The sequence below is a fragment of the Phycicoccus sonneratiae genome, assembly GCF_016887965.1.
Taxonomy (GTDB): Bacteria; Actinomycetota; Actinomycetes; order Actinomycetales; family Dermatophilaceae; genus Phycicoccus; species Phycicoccus sonneratiae.
On sequence record NZ_JAFDVD010000007.1, the window covers coordinates 127,375 to 143,770 of the forward strand.

20 protein-coding genes are annotated in these 16,396 nt (G+C 75.3%); 7 read left to right on the plus strand and 13 right to left on the minus strand.

Annotation, left to right across the window (positions count from 1 at the left end):
• Positions 1-10 precede the first annotated feature (10 nt).
• A complete protein-coding gene (locus JQN70_RS06055) occupies positions 11-961 on the minus strand; it encodes a proline dehydrogenase family protein (RefSeq protein WP_204130426.1) in 951 nt (316 codons plus the stop codon).
• A 120-nt stretch (positions 962-1,081) separates the two neighbouring features.
• Here JQN70_RS06055 and JQN70_RS06060 point away from each other — a divergent pair, with 120 nt between their 5' ends.
• On the plus strand, positions 1,082-1,813 hold the full coding sequence (locus tag JQN70_RS06060) for a M15 family metallopeptidase (RefSeq protein WP_204130427.1): 732 nt from the start codon (positions 1,082-1,084) through the stop codon (positions 1,811-1,813).
• A gap of 107 nt (positions 1,814-1,920) precedes the next feature.
• On the opposite strand, the gene JQN70_RS06065 is transcribed toward JQN70_RS06060, so the two are convergent.
• Together JQN70_RS06065 and JQN70_RS06070 are read right to left on the minus strand one after the other, a co-directional pair.
• Entirely contained in the window at positions 1,921-2,658 is a 738-nt protein-coding gene (locus tag JQN70_RS06065) for an ABC transporter permease (protein ID WP_204130428.1), read from the minus strand.
• Positions 2,655-3,389, minus strand: a complete 735-nt coding sequence (locus JQN70_RS06070; RefSeq protein ID WP_204130429.1) for an ABC transporter ATP-binding protein — start codon at positions 3,387-3,389, stop codon at positions 2,655-2,657. The genes JQN70_RS06065 and JQN70_RS06070 overlap by 4 nt, the downstream gene beginning before the upstream one ends.
• A gap of 82 nt (positions 3,390-3,471) precedes the next feature.
• On the opposite strand from JQN70_RS06070, the gene JQN70_RS20825 reads away from it, so the two are divergent.
• From JQN70_RS20825 to JQN70_RS06085, 3 genes are read left to right on the plus strand one after another with little or no spacing between them, the layout of a single operon-like run.
• Positions 3,472-4,206, plus strand: a complete 735-nt coding sequence (locus JQN70_RS20825; protein WP_204130430.1) for a response regulator transcription factor — start codon at positions 3,472-3,474, stop codon at positions 4,204-4,206.
• Complete coding sequence (locus JQN70_RS06080) at positions 4,203-5,558, plus strand: sensor histidine kinase (RefSeq protein WP_204130431.1); 1,356 nt, start codon at positions 4,203-4,205, stop codon at positions 5,556-5,558. Before JQN70_RS20825 ends, JQN70_RS06080 begins: the two co-directional genes overlap by 4 nt.
• 46 nt (positions 5,559-5,604) lie before the next feature.
• A complete protein-coding gene (locus JQN70_RS06085) occupies positions 5,605-6,303 on the plus strand; it encodes a DUF4232 domain-containing protein (protein ID WP_204130432.1) in 699 nt (232 codons plus the stop codon).
• Between the two features lie 31 nt (positions 6,304-6,334).
• On the opposite strand, the gene JQN70_RS06090 is transcribed toward JQN70_RS06085, so the two are convergent.
• Both JQN70_RS06090 and JQN70_RS06095 read right to left on the minus strand, forming a co-directional pair.
• Positions 6,335-7,159, minus strand: a complete 825-nt coding sequence (locus tag JQN70_RS06090; protein ID WP_204130433.1) for a sugar phosphate isomerase/epimerase family protein — start codon at positions 7,157-7,159, stop codon at positions 6,335-6,337.
• A 2-nt stretch (positions 7,160-7,161) separates the two neighbouring features.
• Complete coding sequence (locus JQN70_RS06095; protein ID WP_204130434.1) at positions 7,162-8,088, minus strand: Ppx/GppA family phosphatase; 927 nt, start codon at positions 8,086-8,088, stop codon at positions 7,162-7,164.
• Positions 8,089-8,156: 68 nt separating this feature from the next.
• Here JQN70_RS06095 and JQN70_RS06100 point away from each other — a divergent pair, with 68 nt between their 5' ends.
• Both JQN70_RS06100 and JQN70_RS06105 read left to right on the plus strand, forming a co-directional pair.
• Positions 8,157-9,068: a DUF3109 family protein gene (locus JQN70_RS06100; RefSeq protein WP_307835844.1), complete on the plus strand. Its 912-nt coding sequence runs from the start codon at positions 8,157-8,159 to the stop codon at positions 9,066-9,068.
• A gap of 16 nt (positions 9,069-9,084) precedes the next feature.
• Complete coding sequence (locus tag JQN70_RS06105) at positions 9,085-9,765, plus strand: class I SAM-dependent methyltransferase (protein WP_307835845.1); 681 nt, start codon at positions 9,085-9,087, stop codon at positions 9,763-9,765.
• 57 nt (positions 9,766-9,822) lie between these two features.
• Here the strand turns inward: JQN70_RS06105 and JQN70_RS06110 are convergent, their stop codons facing one another.
• From JQN70_RS06110 to JQN70_RS06130, 5 genes are all read right to left on the minus strand, one after another.
• On the minus strand, positions 9,823-10,161 hold the full coding sequence (locus JQN70_RS06110; RefSeq protein ID WP_204130435.1) for a hypothetical protein: 339 nt from the start codon (positions 10,159-10,161) through the stop codon (positions 9,823-9,825).
• 36 nt (positions 10,162-10,197) lie between these two features.
• A complete protein-coding gene (locus JQN70_RS06115; RefSeq protein WP_204130436.1) occupies positions 10,198-10,995 on the minus strand; it encodes an HNH endonuclease signature motif containing protein in 798 nt (265 codons plus the stop codon).
• A gap of 61 nt (positions 10,996-11,056) precedes the next feature.
• On the minus strand, positions 11,057-11,737 hold the full coding sequence (locus JQN70_RS06120) for a hypothetical protein (protein ID WP_204130437.1): 681 nt from the start codon (positions 11,735-11,737) through the stop codon (positions 11,057-11,059).
• Positions 11,738-11,847: 110 nt separating this feature from the next.
• Positions 11,848-12,312 carry an NUDIX hydrolase gene (locus JQN70_RS06125; RefSeq protein WP_204130438.1) on the minus strand — a complete coding sequence of 155 codons (465 nt, stop codon included), beginning with the start codon at positions 12,310-12,312 and terminating at the stop codon, positions 11,848-11,850.
• Positions 12,312-12,941 (minus strand): flavin reductase family protein, encoded by a 630-nt coding sequence (locus tag JQN70_RS06130; RefSeq protein ID WP_204130439.1) that lies wholly within the window; start codon positions 12,939-12,941, stop codon positions 12,312-12,314. Before JQN70_RS06130 ends, JQN70_RS06125 begins: the two co-directional genes overlap by 1 nt.
• Positions 12,942-12,990: 49 nt before the next feature.
• Between JQN70_RS06130 and JQN70_RS06135 the strand changes: the two genes are divergently transcribed.
• The gene (locus JQN70_RS06135) at positions 12,991-13,353 is read left to right on the plus strand and encodes a VOC family protein (protein ID WP_204130440.1); all 363 of its coding nucleotides are present in this window, start codon (positions 12,991-12,993) and stop codon (positions 13,351-13,353) included.
• Positions 13,354-13,360: 7 nt separating this feature from the next.
• Here the strand turns inward: JQN70_RS06135 and nadC are convergent, their stop codons facing one another.
• The 3 genes from nadC to panD are packed head-to-tail and all read right to left on the minus strand — an operon-like array spanning position 13,361 to position 16,373.
• A complete protein-coding gene (gene nadC, locus JQN70_RS06140) occupies positions 13,361-14,251 on the minus strand; it encodes a carboxylating nicotinate-nucleotide diphosphorylase (RefSeq protein ID WP_204130655.1) in 891 nt (296 codons plus the stop codon).
• Entirely contained in the window at positions 14,248-15,936 is a 1,689-nt protein-coding gene (locus tag JQN70_RS06145; RefSeq protein WP_204130441.1) for an L-aspartate oxidase, read from the minus strand. The genes nadC and JQN70_RS06145 overlap by 4 nt, the downstream gene beginning before the upstream one ends.
• Positions 15,933-16,373, minus strand: coding sequence for an aspartate 1-decarboxylase (gene panD / locus JQN70_RS06150; RefSeq protein ID WP_204130442.1), 441 nt, complete (start codon positions 16,371-16,373; stop codon positions 15,933-15,935). Before panD ends, JQN70_RS06145 begins: the two co-directional genes overlap by 4 nt.
• Between the last annotated feature and the right edge of the window lie 23 nt (positions 16,374-16,396).

Below are 16,396 nucleotides of genomic sequence, written 5' to 3' on the forward strand. Positions count from 1 at the left end.
AGTATGCCCGTCAGCCGCTGGAGGCGAGCGAGCGCAGGAAGAAGCGGACGTTCGCGGGGCGTTCGGCGAGGCGGCGCACGAGGTAGCCGTACCAGTCCTCTCCGAAGGGCAGGTAGACGCGCATCTGGTGGCCCCGGTCGGCGATCCGCTTCTGCTCCAGCGGCCGGACACCGAGGAGCATCTGGAACTCGTAGCTGTCCGGGGAGCGGCCGTGGTGGCTCGCGAGGGCCTGGCCGATCTCGACGAGCCGGGGGTCGTGGGTGGCGACCATCGGGTAGCCCTCGCCGGCCATGAGCACCTTGAGGCAGCGGACGTAGGAGAGGTCGACGTCGCCGCCGTCCTGGTAGGCGACCGAGGCCGGCTCCTTGTACGCGCCCTTGCACAGGCGCACCCGGCTGCCCGGACCGGCGAGGTCGCGGCAGTCGGCCTCGGTGCGGTGCAGGTAGGCCTGGAGCACCGCGCCGACCCACGGGAAGTCCTCGCGCAGGGCCCGGACCGCCTCGAGGGTGCGGTCGGTCGTCGTGTGGTCCTCCATGTCGAGGGTGACGGTGGTGCCGACCCGCTCGGCGGCCTCGCAGATGGCCCGCGCGTTCTCGAGGGCGATGGCGTCGCCGTCGCCGGGGATGGCCTGCCCGACGGCGCTCAGCTTGACGCTCACCTCGGCCGCCCCGAAGCGGGAGAGGTCGGCCTCGTCGAGGGCGCCGAGGAGGGCGAGGTAGGTGTCGCGGGTGTGCTCGGCCTGGGCGCGTTCGGTGACGTCCTCGCCGAGGTGGTCGATGGTGGTCAGCCGGTTGGTCGAGCGCAGCTCGCCGGTGACCCGGACCGCGTCGGCCACCTCCTCGCCGGCGACGTAGCGGGCGACGACGGAGCGGCTGACCGGCGCCTTGACGACCGCCGCGCGCACGGCGTCGGACCCGGACAGCTGCAGCAGGGCTCCACGGAGGAGGTCGGAGGCGTCCACGTCCAGCAGGCTAGCGCCGGGTCACGGGCCGCTCGACGCGCGGTACCGGCCGACCCGACCTACGGTGGCCGGACGTCCCCGCGGCACGCCGCCGCCCGTCCCCGATCCCGGGAGCCCCCCATGCGACCCCGCACCCCCGCCGTCCTCCTCGCCGCCGCCGCCCTCCTCGGCACGCTCGCCGTGCCGGGCGCCGCGGCGGCCCCCGCGTCCTCGGGCCCGGCGCCCGCGGCCGGGCTCGAGCGGGCCGTGGCGGCGTGGCACCCCGGGCACCGGCTGCCGTTCCTCGCCCTCGTCACGCCGGTCGACCGGCGGACGCGGGCCTCGATGGTCGGGGTCAGCTGGAAGCCCGGCTGCCCGGTGCCGATCGAGGACCTGCGGATCGTCACGATGACCTACTGGGGCTTCGACGACCGGCCGCACCTCGGCCGGCTCATGGTCCACGAGGACGTCGCGCGCGACGTGGCCCGGGTGTTCGGGCAGCTGTACGACCGGCGCTTCCCCATCCGCCGGATGGAGCTCATCGAGAGGTACGACGCCGACGACGACGCGTCGATGGCGGCCGACAACACCTCGGCCTTCAACTGCCGTCCGATCACCGGCACGACCGACCGGTTCTCGATCCACAGCTACGGCAAGGCGATCGACGTCAACACGATCGAGAACCCCTATGTCAAGGGCGACCTCGTGCTGCCCGCCGCCGGACGCGCGTTCCTCGACCGCACGGACGTCCGGCCGGGGATGGTCGTCGCGGGCGACGCCGTCGTGAAGGCGTTCGCGGACAAGGGCTTCGCGTGGGGCGGCGACTACGTGACGCTCAAGGACTACCAGCACTTCGAGATCCCGAACCCGTGACCTCGGGGTGCCTGCGCCCGAGCCGGCCACCCGACATCTTTCGACGAATGTGTCGATATCTGTCGCTCGGGGACGACAAGAACTGACACATTCGTCGAAAGATGCACTCAGGGGGTGCGGCGCGGGAGGGTGAGGCTGCCGAGCAGGAGCGCGACGGCCACCCAGAGCACCATGACGCCGAGGCTCGGCAGCACGTCGCCGAGCGGGTCGGCCTGCGCCGAGACGTCCTTCATCGCGTCGACGGCGTAGGACAGGGGCAGGACGTCCGAGACCGCCTCCAGCACACCGGGCATCTGGTCGCGCGGCATGAGCAGCCCGCAGAGCAGGAACTGCGGGAGGACGAAGGCCGGCATGAACTGGACGGCCTGGAACTCGGTGCGCGCGAACCCGCTGGCCAGCAGCCCGAGGGCGGTGCCGAGCACCGCGTCGACGACGGCGATGACGACGAGCAGCCACAGCGGCCCGGCGACGTCGAGGCCGCAGACCCACACCGCGAAGGCGCTCGCGACGACCGCCTGCACGACGGCCATCACCCCGAAGGCCAGCGCGTAGCCGACGATGAGGTCGCCCTTGCCGAGCGGGGTCGTGAGGAGCCGCTCGAGGGTGCCGGTGGTGCGCTCGCGCAGGGTGGCGATGCTCGTGACGATGAACATGACGACGAGCGGGAAGACGCCGAGCAGGGCCGGCCCGATCCGGTCGAAGACGACGGGCGAGTCGGAGTAGACCCAGGCGAGCAGGCCGAGCAGGACGCAGGGGACGACGAGCATCAGCGCGACCGTGCGGTGGTCGCCGCGGAGCTGGCGCAGGATGCGGCCCGCGGTCGCGAGCGTGATGCGGGGGTTCACGCGGCACCCCCGTCGTGGGCGGCGTCCTCGTCGACGAGGGCGAGGAAGGCCGCCTCGGCATCGTCGGTCCCGGTGCGCGACAACAGGTCCGGGAGCGTCGAGTCGCTGAGCACCCGACCGGCGCGCAGGAGGACCAGCCGGTCGCAGCGCACCGCCTCGTCCATGACGTGGCTCGAGACGAGCAGCGTGCGCCCGTCGGCGGCGAGCCCCCGGAAGATCTCCCAGAGGTCACGGCGCAGCACCGGGTCGAGCCCGACCGTCGGCTCGTCGAGGACGAGCACCTCGGGGTCGCCGACGAGCGTGCAGGCCAGCCCGGCCCGGGACAGCTGGCCCCCGGAGAGGTTCTCGACGCGGGCGCCGGCGTGGTCGGTGAGGTCGACCGCGGCGATGGCCCGGTCGGCGGCGTCGGCCCCGACCCCGAGCACGCGGGCGAAGTAGCGGACGTTGTCGCGCACGGTGAGGTCGGCGTAGACGCTCGCGGCCTGGGTGAGGTAGCCGACCCGGGCCCGCAGCGCCGGGGACCCGGCGGGCTCGCCGAGGACGGTGACCGATCCGCCGGCGACGACCTGCACGCCGACGACCGACCGCATCAGGGTCGACTTGCCGCCGCCGCTCGGTCCGAGCAGCCCGACGACCTGGCCGCGGGGGACCCGCAGCGACAGGTCGGGCAGGACCTCGCGGCCACCGCGCTGGACCCGCAGGTGCTCGACGACGATCGCGTCGCTCGTCATGGTCCCGACTCTGGCACGGGGCCGGTCCGGCGTCGAGCACCTGCGGGCCCTGTCGCGCAGGTCACGAGCCTAGGGTGGCCGGGTGAACGACCCGAGCGCACGCGACGCCGGCCGGCGCGTCCTCCTCGTCGAGGACGACGCCGTCATCGGCGAGGCCACCGCCGCGCACCTCGCGCGCGACGGGTTCGAGGTCGCCTGGCACACCGACGGCCTCGAGGCGTGGGACGCCTGGCGGGCGGCCGACCCGCCGTTCGACCTCGTCGTCTCCGACGTCGTGCTCCCCGGCCTCGACGGCGCCAGCCTGACCCGACGGATCCGGGAGACCGACGCGGTGCCCGTCGTCCTCGTCTCGGCCCGCACCGACAGCCTCGACGTCGTCGGCGGCCTCGAGGCCGGCGCGGACGACTACGTGACCAAGCCCTTCGACGTCCAGGTCCTCCGGGCGCGCCTGCGCAACGCGCTGCGGCGGGCCGGCGACCGGGGCCCGGCCGGCGGGGTCGTGCCGGCGGGCGAGGCCTCCCCCACAGACGGCACCGAGACCTTCGGCGACCTCGTCCTCGACCGCCGGGCCGTGCAGCTGCGCCGCGGCGAGGAGGTCCTCGCGCTGACCCCGACCGAGATGCGCCTCTTCCTCGAGCTCGCCGAGGAGCCGGGCCGCGTGCTCTCGCGCCGCGCCCTCCTCGAGCGGGTGTGGGGCTACGGCGACGCCGAGGACGAGGACCACCTCGTCACCGTCCACGTGCAGCGCCTGCGGGCCAAGGTCGGCGCCGAGCACGTCGAGACGGTGCGCGGGTTCGGCTACCGGCTGCTCCGGTGACCCGGGCTCGGGGGGCCGGACGCACCCGGACGGGCGGGGGCCTGCGGGCGCGGATCGCCGCGGTCGTCATCCTCGTCGTCCTCGCGGCGGTCGCCGGCCTCGGGGTGGCGGTGCACCTCCTCGTGCTGCGCGAGCAGGTCGACACGGCGCGCCGGGCCGCGGCCGACCGGATGGCCGCCGCCCTCGACGTGCGGGCCGCGACCGGGCTGCTCTCCTTCGACGCCCGAGAGGACGACCCCGCGGTGCCGGCCGAGCTGCGCGACGCCGTGCGCGGCGACGGGGCGCGGGCCACGCTCGTCACCGGCGGCTCGGTCCGCACGGTGTGGGCGGCCGGACGCTCGGGGGACGTCGTCCTCTCGACGCGAACCCGCCTCGTCCCGGGCGAGGGCACGCTCGCCCAGGTCGACCGCGCCCTGCTGCTCGCCGGGGTGGTCGTCGTGCTCCTCGCGGGTCTCGTCGGGTGGGTCACCGCCGGCCGGCTGGCGCGCCGGCTCCGGCGGGCGGCCGAGACGGCCCGGACGGTCGCGTCCGGGGGCGACCCCGCCTCGCTGCGCCGCGTCGTCGGCGACCGTCGCGACGAGGTGGGCGCCCTCGCGGAGGCCGTCGACGCGATGGCCGGCCGGCTCGCCGAGCGGGTCCGCGCCGAGCAGCGCTTCACCGCCGACGTCGCGCACGACCTGCGGACCCCGGTCACCGGCCTGCTCACCGCCGCCGAGCTGCTCGAGCCGTCGCGGGCCGCCGAGCTCGTGCGCGACCGCGCCCGGGCGCTGGCCGCGCTCGTCGAGGAGCTGCTCGAGGTCGCCCGCCTCGACGGCGGGGACGAGCAGGCGCTCGTCGAGCAGGTCGACCTCGGCGAGGTGGTGCGGCGGGTCGTGCGCCGGGGCGTGGCGAGCGGCGAGCTGCCGGCCGAGGCGGTGACCGTGTCCTCGGACGGACCGGCGCTCGTCGCCACGGACGCCCGCCGCGTCGACCGGGTGGTGAGCAACCTCGTCCGGAACGCGTTGCGGCACGGGGCCGCTCCGGTCGAGGTCGCCCAGCGCGGGTCGGTCGTCGAGGTGCGCGACCACGGCCCGGGGTTCGACGAGCCGCTGCTGCGCGACGGCCCGCAGCGACTGCGCCACGACCGCGCCGACGCCGGAGGTCACGGGCTCGGCCTCGTCATCGCCGCCGGGCAGGCCGGCGTGCTCGGGGCCCGGCTGGAGCTCGACAACGCGCCGGGAGGCGGGGCCCGGGCCCGTCTGCTCCTGCCCGCGACGCCGCCCGGAGCGGCCGACGTTCCGCCCGACGCGGTACCTCACGACGAGGTCACGGACGGCTCACGAGCCCGTGAGCGAACCGGTCGGCGACCGTGACCCGCTCGAGCCGGTGCCGAGACCCGCGCGACCTAGCGTCGACGGCATGAGCACACACCCCGCCCGTCCCGTCCTCGTCGTCGCCGCCCTCGTCGCGACGCTCGGCGCCACCGCCTGCGGCAACGGCCTCGAGTCCGACGGTGCCGTCACCGGGTCCGGCCCGTCGACGACGTCGTCCTCGTCCGGCTCGCCCTCGCCGGCGACGCCGGCCCCGGGCGAGAGCTCGCCGTCGTCGGACGGCACCGGCACCTCGCCGTCGGCGACGAGCACGTCCGGGACGTCCGGCACGTCCGGCTCCTCGGGGGACGACCGCACCGGGCGGTGCACGCTCGGCCACCTCGCGGTCGGCGCCCGCTCCCCCGAGGGCGGCGGGTCGGCCGGGAGCAGCTACCTCCTGCTGACCTTCCGCAACACCGGGTCGGGCACCTGCGTGCTCTCCGGCTTCCCGGGCGTCTCCTTCGTCGGGAAGGGCGACGGGACCCAGCTCGGGGCGCCGGCGGTGCGCACCGGGAGCGCCCGCACCGTGGACCTCGCGGCCGGCGGGTCGACGACGGCGCTGCTGCGCATCGCGGACGCCGGTGCCTACGACGAGCGCAGCTGCGCCCCGACGACGGCCGACGGCTTCCGGGTCTACCCGCCCGGCTCGACCGAGGCCGCCTACGTCGAGAAGAAGGTCCAGGTCTGCCAGGGCTCGACCGGCGGCTCGCCGCAGCTGACCATCGCGTCGGTCGGCACCTCGGGCTGACGACCCGACCGCGGCGGGCGGGTGTCCCGCCTCAGCCGAGGTGCAGCCGGGCGAAGGCGAGCGCCTCGGCGAGGTCGAGCTCGCGCTGCTCCTCGTCGGCGCGCCGGGTCGCGACCTCGACGACGACCTGACCGCCGTACCCCGCCCCGGCCAGCGCCTCGAGCACCTCGCCGCACGGCTGCCCGCCGCGACCGGGGACGAGGTGCTCGTCGCGCGGCGCACCCGACCCGTCGGCGAGGTGCAGGTGGGTGAGCCGCGGCCCGAGCCGCTGCACCATCTCGAGGGCGTCCGAGCCGGCGGTCGCGGTGTGCGACAGGTCGAGGGTCACGTGGTCGTACGGCTGCGGCACGGGGTCCCAGTGCGGGAGGTAGGCCTCGAGCTCGCGGGTGCGTGCCCCGGCCCGCCAGGGGTACATGTTCTCGACGGCCAGCCGGATGCCCGAGTCCTCCTCGCGGAGTGCGACGCCGTCGGCGAAGCCCCGCGCGTAGTCACGCTGCCAGCGGAACGGAGGGTGGAGGACGACGGTGTCGGCACCGAGGTCGTGGGCGAGCTCGACGGACCGGTCGACCTTCTCCCACGGGTCGGTGCCCCAGACCCGTTGGGTGACGAGCAGCGTGGGGGCGTGCACCGAGAGCACCGGTACTCCGTGGAGCTCCGAGAGCCGTTGCAGCGCACCGGCTTCGCGCGTGAGCGGGTCGGTCCAGACCATCACCTCGACCCCGTCGTAGCCGAGCCGGGCGGCGGTGGCGAACGCGGCCGCGCACCCCTCCGGGTAGACCGACGCGGTCGAGAGGGTGACGCGGGGCGACCCCGCCGCGGCGCGCCGGCCGCGGCGTCGGGGCCGCTGCCCCGGCACGCTCACCCCATCCGGTCGAGGTGCCGCAGGAGGATGCCCTCGCGCAGCGCCCAGGGGCAGATCTGGAGCTGGTCGAGCCCGAGGAGGTCCATCGTCGCGTCGGCGACGACCGCCCCGGCGAGCAGCTGGCGGGCGCGCGAGGCCGAGACGCCGGGGAGGTCGGCCCGCTGCCGCGTCGTCATCGCCGCGATCTCGGGGAGCCGCTCGACGAGCCGGTCGCGGGGCAGGAGGCGCTCCGCGTACATCCCCTCCGAGCTGGGGGCGGCGCCGCAGATGCGGGCCAGGGAGCGCATCGTCTTCGAGGTGCCGACGGCGAGGTCGGGGGGGCCGGCCTTGGCGAGCGGCCGCAGCTCGGCGGCGATCGTCGCGCGCACCCGGCGCCGGGCCTCGCGGACGTCGTCGGGCGAGGGCGGGTCGCCGGGCAGGAGGTCGCGGGTGACGCGCCCGGCGCCGAGGGGCACGGAGATGGCGACGTCGGGCTCCTCGTCCATGCCCATCGCCAGCTCGAGGGAGCCGCCCCCGATGTCGGCGACGAGCAGCATGCCGGCCGACCAGCCGAACCAGCGGCGCACCGCGAGGAAGGTCAGCCGGGCCTCCTCCTCGCCGGTGAGCACGTCGAGGCGGACGCCGGTGCGCTCGGCGACGTGGTCGAGGACGTCCTGGCCGTTGGGGGCCTCGCGGATGGCGCTCGTGACGAAGCCGCGCAGGTCCTCGACCCCCTGGTCCTCGGCGACGGTGAGGCACTCGGCGACGAAGTCGGCGAGCCGCTCGCGGCCCTCGTCGGCGATGCGGCCGTCGTCGGTGACGTGCTCGGCGAGGCGCAGGTCGATCTTGTGCTTGCTCGCCGGCAGCGGCTGGGCCCCCGGGTGCGCGTCGACCACGAGGAGGTGGACGGTGTTGGAACCGACGTCGACGACCCCGAGGCGCATGGGGCAAACCTAGTGGGTGCGGCGTTGCACCGCGGTCGGGTGCCCACCGTCGTGCATAGGGTGGGCGGGTGCCCGAAGCCTCCCTCGACATCCCGCGCACCTGGGCGGAGTTCGCCGACCCGGCCGACCCCGGCCAGCGCTTCCGCGTCGACCTCACCTGGCTGACCTCGAGCTGGACCTGCATCTTCGGGTCGGGGTGCCGCGGCATCTACGCCGACCGGCCGGACGACGGCTGCTGCACGCTCGGGGCGCACTTCACCGACGACGACGACCTCGAGCGGGTCCGGGCGGTCGTCGCCGAGCTCGGCGAGGACGAGTGGCAGCACCACCCCGGGCGCGGCAAGCGCGGTGACAAGGACCCCTCGCGCCGGTCGGCCTGGACCGAGGTCGACGAGGACGGCGACCGCAAGACCAAGGTCGTCGACGGCGCGTGCATCTTCCTCAACCGGCCGGGTTTCCCGGCCGGCGCCGGGTGCGCGCTGCACCAGCACGCCGTGCTCACCGGCACCCCGCCCCACGAGGCCAAGCCGGACGTCTGCTGGCAGCTGCCGATCCGCCGCTCCTACCGCACGGTCGAGCAGCCGGACGACACCTCGTACCAGGAGGTGACCATCGCCGAGTACACGCGGCGCGGATGGGGGCCCGGCGGCCACGACCTCGACTGGTACTGCTCGTCGAACCCGGAGGCGCACGTCGGCCGTGAGCCGGTCTACCGCAGCAGCCACGCCGAGCTCGTCGCGCTCATGGGCGAGGCGGCGTACCAGGAGCTCGTCGTGCGCTGCGAGGCCCACCTGGCCGTCGTGCGGCACGCGCGGTCGGCCGGCGCCCGCAAGCTCATCCCCCTGCTCGTGCACCCCGCGACGGCCGAGGCCGGAACCATCGGCGGACGCCGGACGCGGGTGAAGCGGGTGCGCGGCGGGTCGGCGCTGCCGGACGGGGCCAACGAGCCCGCGCACCCCTCGTCGGCCACCGACGACTGAACGACTGCGGCACACCGTGATCCGCAGCCCGAACATCTGGGACACCCCCGAGGTCTACGAGCTGGAGAACATCGCGTCCGACCGGGCGGGGGTCATCGACCGGGCGATCGACGCGCTGCACCCCCTGCGGGGCGCGGACCTGCTCGACGTCGGCTGCGGGACGGGGTTCCACCTACCGCGCTTCGCCGAGCGCGGAGCCCGGGTGCTGGGCGTCGAGCCGCACCTGCCGCTCGTGCGTCGGGCGGCGAACCGGTTGCGGGCGAGGGGTTCCCGGGCGCGGGTGGTGGCCGGTGACGCGGAGGCCCTGCCGCTGGGCGCGGGGTCGGTCGACGTGGTGCACGCGCGGTGGGCGTACTTCTTCGGGCCGGGGTGCGAACCGGGGCTGGACGAGCTGGCCCGGGTGCTGCGGCCGGGGGGTGTGGCCTGCCTGGTCGACAACGACGCGACGCGCTCGACGTTCGGGGCGTGGTTCTCGCGCGCCTACCCGGCCTACGACCCCGTTGCGGTACAGCGCTTCTGGGACCGGCAGGGGTTCACGACGCAGGCGCTGACCATCGAGTGGCGGTTCGAGCGGCGCGAGGACCTCGAGGCGGTGGTCCGCATCGAGCTGCCGCCCGGGCCGGCCGACGAGGTGCTGGCGTCGCACGAGGGGTTGGTCGTCGACTACGCCGTGGCGCTGCGCTGGCGCCGCTACTGAGGCCCGCCCCCACCGGGGACGTCGTGCCGCACGCCGGTCGGACTTCGGCACCGCGGGTCAGCGGCGGGCCTCCCGGATCTTCCAGGTCCCGGGGCACGGGCCGTCGAGCGCGGCCACGACCCGGCCGTCCTCGGCGATGGCCACCAGCCGCCAGCTGACGGCGCACCCGTCCGCGTCCATCGCCGCCACCCGGAGGCTGACGGTGGAGCCGGGCACGATGCGAGGGACCAGCTCGAGGTCCGTCGTCTCCTCGACGACCCGCACCGTCGTGCTCGTCCCGTTGCCGATGGTCAGGCCCGGCGGCTGGCACCCGGAGACGAGGGCCGCGGTGAGCAGGCCGAGCACGACCGCGGTCGCGACGCGAGGACCGCCCGCCCTCCCGTGTCGGCTCCCCATGCCGCGAGGGTAGTCACCGCGCGGCGTCGCGTGCGGTCAGAACGGGGGATCGCCGGTCGGCAGTGCGCAGCGGCGGCCCGCGTGGCCGTCTCGGGGCCGGTACTCGATGACCCACGCCCGGGGCGGTGGATGGTGCTCGAGGTGGTGCTCGAGGGTGGAGTGGGGTCCGTCGGGCAGCGCGCCCCGGCGGCGCACAGCGGGCGGAGCGCGGTCGGCGCCGCGGTCCGGGAGGACGACGGGCCGGTGGTCGCGGGCGGCAGTCGTCCGGACGCGGCCGGTGGGGTCGGTCCAGGTCATCGTGGCGTCGGGGTGGAGGACGGCCCGCCAGCCGGGGCGTTGCTTGATGCGGTGGTGGCGGCGGCAGAGGCAGACGAGGTTGGCGGCGCTCGTGGGGCCGGCGGGGAACGGACGGACGTGGTCGAGGTCGCAGTACCGGGCGGAGACGTGGCAGCCGGGGAAGCGGCAGTGTCCGTCGCGGGCGCGGACGAACCGGACGAGGGCGGCGCCGGGCCGATAGGTGTCGGTGGCGAGGGCGTCGTCGGGGTCGAGCAGCGCCCCGGTCGCGGGGTCGCACATCACGACGCGGCCGGAGCGGCTGGTGCGGCAGTTGGTGGCAGCGATCGCCTGCGAGAGCCATCCGCGCTCGACGAGCACCGGCTCCGCGCTGGCGACGCCGGCGGCGGCCACGAGGTCCGTGGAACGCGCGTCGTCGAGCTCCGGCGCCCCGCAGGCACCGGCGGTCGTGGTGAGCGTGACCTGGACGTCGATGCTGGCCTGCTGGGTGACCAGGTCGGTCAGGGCCTTGGCGCGGGCCCGGTCGACGCGATCGCACACCCCGTCACGCAGGTACTGCTGGGCGAGGGCGTCGATCGCGGCCCACGCGGTGCACGCCTCCTCAGAGGGGAAGGTCCCGAGCCAGGTGTCGACGCCGGGTTCGTCGACCCACCGCCGCAGGCCCGGACTCGCTGCGGGCCCGGACCGCGCGCTGGCGCAGCAGGTCCGGGCAGATGCGGGCCAGCAGCCGCCGGCAGCGGCGCCGCAGTCGTGTGGCGTCCTCCTGCTCGAACCACGCCTCGAGGGCGTCGACGACGACCCGCGCCACCTGCGCCGGAGCCTCGTCCAGCTCGTGCGCGAGGACCTGCGCCCGGTACGGGTCGAGCCGCCCATCGCCCATCGCCACGTGCAGCCCACCCAGGCCGGTGCTCGCCGGCGTCCCCTCCGGCCCGTCCGCCGCGACCCGCACGGCCTCACGCACCCGCCGCTCGGCGTGCACCGCCGACACGCACAACACCCCCGAGATCACCGCCGGGGCATCCAGGGCCACGTGCCCCGGGGCGTGACGGACCTCGACCAGGGTGCCGTCCTCGTCGACCTCGGTCTCCACGGCGGCCAGGGCCACGACCGCACTGTCCTGCACCGCGGTCGCGACGTCGACCAGCGCCTGCAGCTCACCGACCACCTGCGCCCACTGCGCGACCGAGCCCCCACCGCCGGCCCCGGCCACCACCGACGCCACCTCCGCCCGCGCCCGCCGAGCAGCCGCGAGCACCTCGCGCGGACCGGCGGTCGTGGTCATCGGGGCTCCTCCCTGCTACCCCCGATCCTACCCGCCGCCACCGACAGCCCGCCCGGTCCATCCACAGGGAACCGGTTCCGCCACAGTCAGATCCAGCGCGACCGAGCCTCTTACACCAGCCGCGTCGGACCCTCTTGCACCGACGCCACCCGCACCCGCCCGAGGTGCTCGTCCGACATCGGGGGCAGCCCGTCGAGCGGGAACCACGCGACCTCCGAGGACTCGTCGTCGGCCACGTGCGCCTCCCCCGCGACGTACCGGCACCGGAAGGTGTGGTCGACGTACTGCGAGCGGTCGCCGTTCGGGTACTCGACGACCCCCGTCACGCCCACGGCGGCCAGCAGCTCCACCTCGCACCGGACGCCCGTCTCCTCGAGGCACTCCCGCACCGCGGTCACCGCCGGGTGCTCCCCAGGGTCACAGATGCCGGTGACGGGGGTCCAGGCCCCCGTGTCGGCACGCCGCACGAGCAGCACCTCGTCGCCGCACAGGACGACGGCCGTCACTCCCGGCAGCCAGAGCAGCTCGTGACCGACGCCCGCGCGCAGCCGGAGGATGAACTCGGGGGTCGCCATCAGCCGTCGTACCTCGGGCGCGGCAGGTCGACGACCTCGCCGAGCCGGGCCCACTCGTCGGCCCCGAGCCGGGCCCACGGGTCGAGGGCACGCACGTCGACGTGCGGTCGGTGGAGCATGTCGTCCGACCCCGCCACAGACTCCGACACCGCCGCGTGCAGCACGACCCCGACGACGACGAAGCAGTTGCCCGTGGGCCGGACCTCGTGCAGCCGGCACTCGAACGCGACCGGTGACGAGGCCACCCGGAACGGTCCCACGACGACCGACGGCTCGCGCTCGACCCCCTCGGCGTCGAACTCGCCCGTCTCCGGCGGGTAGTCGGTGCTCGTCCCGTTGACAACCCGCGACAGCGACCCGCCCACGACGTTGACGACGAACTCGCCCGTCTCCTCGACGTTGGTCAGCGTGTCCTTGCGCCCGACCGACGTGAAGGCGAGCATCGCCGGGTCGGTGCTGACGACGGTGAAGAACGAGTGCGGCGCGAGGTTGTCGACCCCCGCGGCCGACCGGGTGCTGACCCAGGCGATCGGGCGCGGGACGACCGCGGAGTTCAGCAGGCGGTACGCCGCCCCGGGGCGCATCCGCGCGTCCTCGGGTCCGTGGCCGACGGCGAGCTCGTGACGCATCCCCCGAGCCTAGGCGTTCGACCGCGGCCTCCGCGCGCACACTGTGGGGATGCTGACCCGCTTCGTCGCCACCGTCTTCTACGCCGACCTCTCCGTCGGGCTCGACCTCTTCGTCGACGGCCTGGGGATGGACGTCGTCCACCGCGACGGCGGCTTCGTCGTGCTCGAGCGCGACGGCGCGAAGATCCAGCTGGCCGAGAACGCCGAGGCCGCCGCGCACTCGGAGCGCCCCGAGCTCGGCCTCGAGACCGACGACCTCGACGCGGTCTTCGCCGACGTCTCCGCGCGCCGCCCCGACCTCCTCCACCCGAACCTCCCGACGCCCCGCCTGCGACCCTGGGGCGCAAGAGAGTTCGCGATGCTCGACGCCACCACCGTCTGCGTCGTGCTCCGCGAGTGGCCGCGGACCTGACCGACGGCTACGCACCCTCGGGGTCGAGGTCGAGCGCGATGTCGACGATCGGGGACGAGTGGGTGAGTCCGCCGACCGACAGGTAGTCGACCCCTGTCTCCGCGTACGACCTGGCCACCTCGAGCGTCAGCCCGCCCGTGGCCTCCAGCTCCACGACCTCGCCGGTCGCGCGCACCGCCGCCACGGTCTCGGCCAGCAGCGCCGGGGACATGTTGTCGCACAACAGGAACCGCGCGCCGGCGGTCACCGACTCCAGCGCCTCGGCCGTGGTCGTCACCTCCACCTGCACGTCGACGTCGGGGAAGTCACGCCGCACCGCGTCGTACGCGGCCGTCAGCCCACCGGCGGCGAGCTTGTGGTTGTCCTTGATCATCGCCACGTCGTAGAGACCCATCCGCTTGTTCGTGCCACCACCGCAGCGCACCGCGTACTTCTCCAGCGCCCGCAGTCCCGGCGTCGTCTTGCGGGTGTCGAGGACGGTCGCCCCGGTGCCGGCGAGCTCGTCGGCCCAGCGCCGGGTGTGCGTGGCGACCCCGGAGGTGCGGGACAGGACGTTGAGGACGGTCCGCTCGGCGACGAGCGTCGTCCGCGTCGCCCCCCGGAGGGTCGCGAGGTGGTCACCGCGCGCGACCCGGTCGCCGTCGGCGACGTGCGGCTCGACCGACACCCGACCCGTCCCGAGCCGGCGGGCCACCGCGTCGAGCACGAGGGCCGCGACCGGCAGCCCGGCCACGACGCCGTCGGCCCGCGCCACGACGTGCGCCACCGACTCCTGGGACGCCGGGATGGTCGCCAGCGTCGTGACGTCGCGTCCGCCGCCGACCGTGCCGAGGTCCTCGTCGAGCGCCCGCTCGACGACGAGCCGGGCGTCCTCGTCCGGGAAGCCGAACCCGCTCACCACGCACCGCCCATCGGCTCGGAGACCGGCCGCTCGCCGACGACGAGCGACCCCTCGGCCGAGCGCACGAGGCCCTGGTGGACCAGCCACCGGTCGTCGTCACGCTCGGGGAAGTCGGTGCGGACGTGCCCGCCGCGGGTCTCCTCGCGCCGCCGCGCCAGCGTCGCCAGGGCCTGCCCGAGGTGCAGCAGGTTGGTCGTCTCCCACGTCCGGGGACCCGGCTCGGCGGCCCCCGTGGGCAGCGCGGCGAGGGCCTCCAGCTCGACCAGCGCGCGGGCCGTCGAGTCCGCGCTGCGAAGCGGACCACAGCCACGGGTCATCGTGCGCTGCAACCCGATCCGCTGGGACGAGTCGAGCAACCGGGCCGGCTCGTCCGTCGGCTCCACCGCCCGCCGCTCGGGCAGCTCACCCGCCGCCAGGCGCGAGGTCACGTCGTCGGCGATGCGGTGGGCGAAGACCAGCCCCTCGAGCAGCGAGTTCGACGCGAGCCGGTTGGCCCCGTGGACCCCGGTGCACGACACCTCGCCGCACGCGTAGAGGCCGTCGACCGACGTCCGGCCGCGCAGGTCGGTCTCGACCCCGCCCGAGGCGTAGTGCTGCGCCGGCGCGACGGGCAGCAGCTCGGTGGCGGGGTCGAAGCCCAGCTCGCGGCAGCGCGCGACGATCGAGGGGAAGCGCTCCTCGAGGAACCGCGCGCCCAGGTGCCGGGCGTCGAGCCAGACGTGGTCGAGGCCGCGCTCGCCCATGACGTCGAGGATGCCGCGGGCCACGACGTCGCGGGGCGCGAGGTCGGCCAGCTCGTGGCGTCCGACCATGAACCGCTCGCCGCGGTCGTCGACGAGGAACGCGCCCTCGCCGCGCACGGCCTCCGAGATGAGCGGCTGCTGCCCGGTGGACCCCTCGCCGAGGAAGAGCACGGTCGGGTGGAACTGGACGAACTCGAGGTCGGTGACCCGCGCACCGGCCCGCAGCGCGGCGGCCATCCCGTCACCGGTGGCCACCGGCGGGTTGGTCGTCGAGGTGTAGATCTGGCCGAGGCCACCGGTCGCGAGGACGACCGCCCGCGCGTGCGCCGCGCCGACCCCGTCGACCTGCCCCTCGCCGATGACGTGCAGCGTCACCCCGCAGGCCGAGCCGTCGCCGGCGGTCAGGACGTCGACGACGAGGGCGTGCTCGACGACCTCGATGCCCGGGTCGTCGAGCACCCGCTGCAGCGCGGCGATGAGGGCCCTCGAGATCTCGGCCCCGGTGGCGTCGCCGCCCGCGTGGGCGATCCGGTCGCGGTGGTGGCCGCCCTCGCGGGTCAGCTTGATCTCGCCCCCGGCGTCGCGGTCGAACTCGGCACCCAGGGCCACGAGCTCGCGCACCCGGTCCGGCCCCTCGGTGACGAGCGCCCGCACCGCTTCGACGTCGCAGAGCCCGACGCCGGCGACGAGGGTGTCGTCGAGGTGCTCCTGCGGGGTGTCCTCGGGGTCGAGGGCCGCCGCGATGCCGCCCTGCGCCCACTGCGTGGAGCCCGCCGAGAGAACGGTCTTCGTGACGAGCAGCACCCGGTCGACCCGCTCGCGCAGCCGGAGCGCACAGGTGAGCCCCGCGATGCCGGACCCCACGACGACGACGTCGGCCGCCACCGTCCAGCCCGGCTCCGGCGCCGCGAGTCGCCGAGGGACCAGCACGTCGGTCACCGAACCGCCTCCGGCACAAGGGGTCCGCGAGGCACTGCCGACGTCGACAGCCCCGAGCCGTCGGGCGCCTCGCCCGGGTCACCGCCCACCGAGACGACCCGGTTGGCCTCGTCGACGAAGACGACGTGCGGCGCGAACGCCCGGGCCTCGGCGTCGTCCATCGCGGCGTACGCGATGACGATGACGGTGTCGCCCGGCGCGACGAGCCGTGCCGCGGCGCCGTTGACGCACACGACGCCCGAGCCGCGCTCACCCTCGATGACGTAGGTCGTGAAGCGCTGCCCGTTGTCGACGTCGACGACGTCGACCTGCTGGCCGACGAGGAGGTCGGCGGCGTCCATGAGGTCACGGTCGAGGGTCAGCGAACCGACGTAGTGCAGGTCGGCGGCGGTGACGGTGGCGCGGTGGATCTTGCCGTGGAGCATGAAGCGCTGCATGGGTCCTCGGGTGGTCGGGTCGG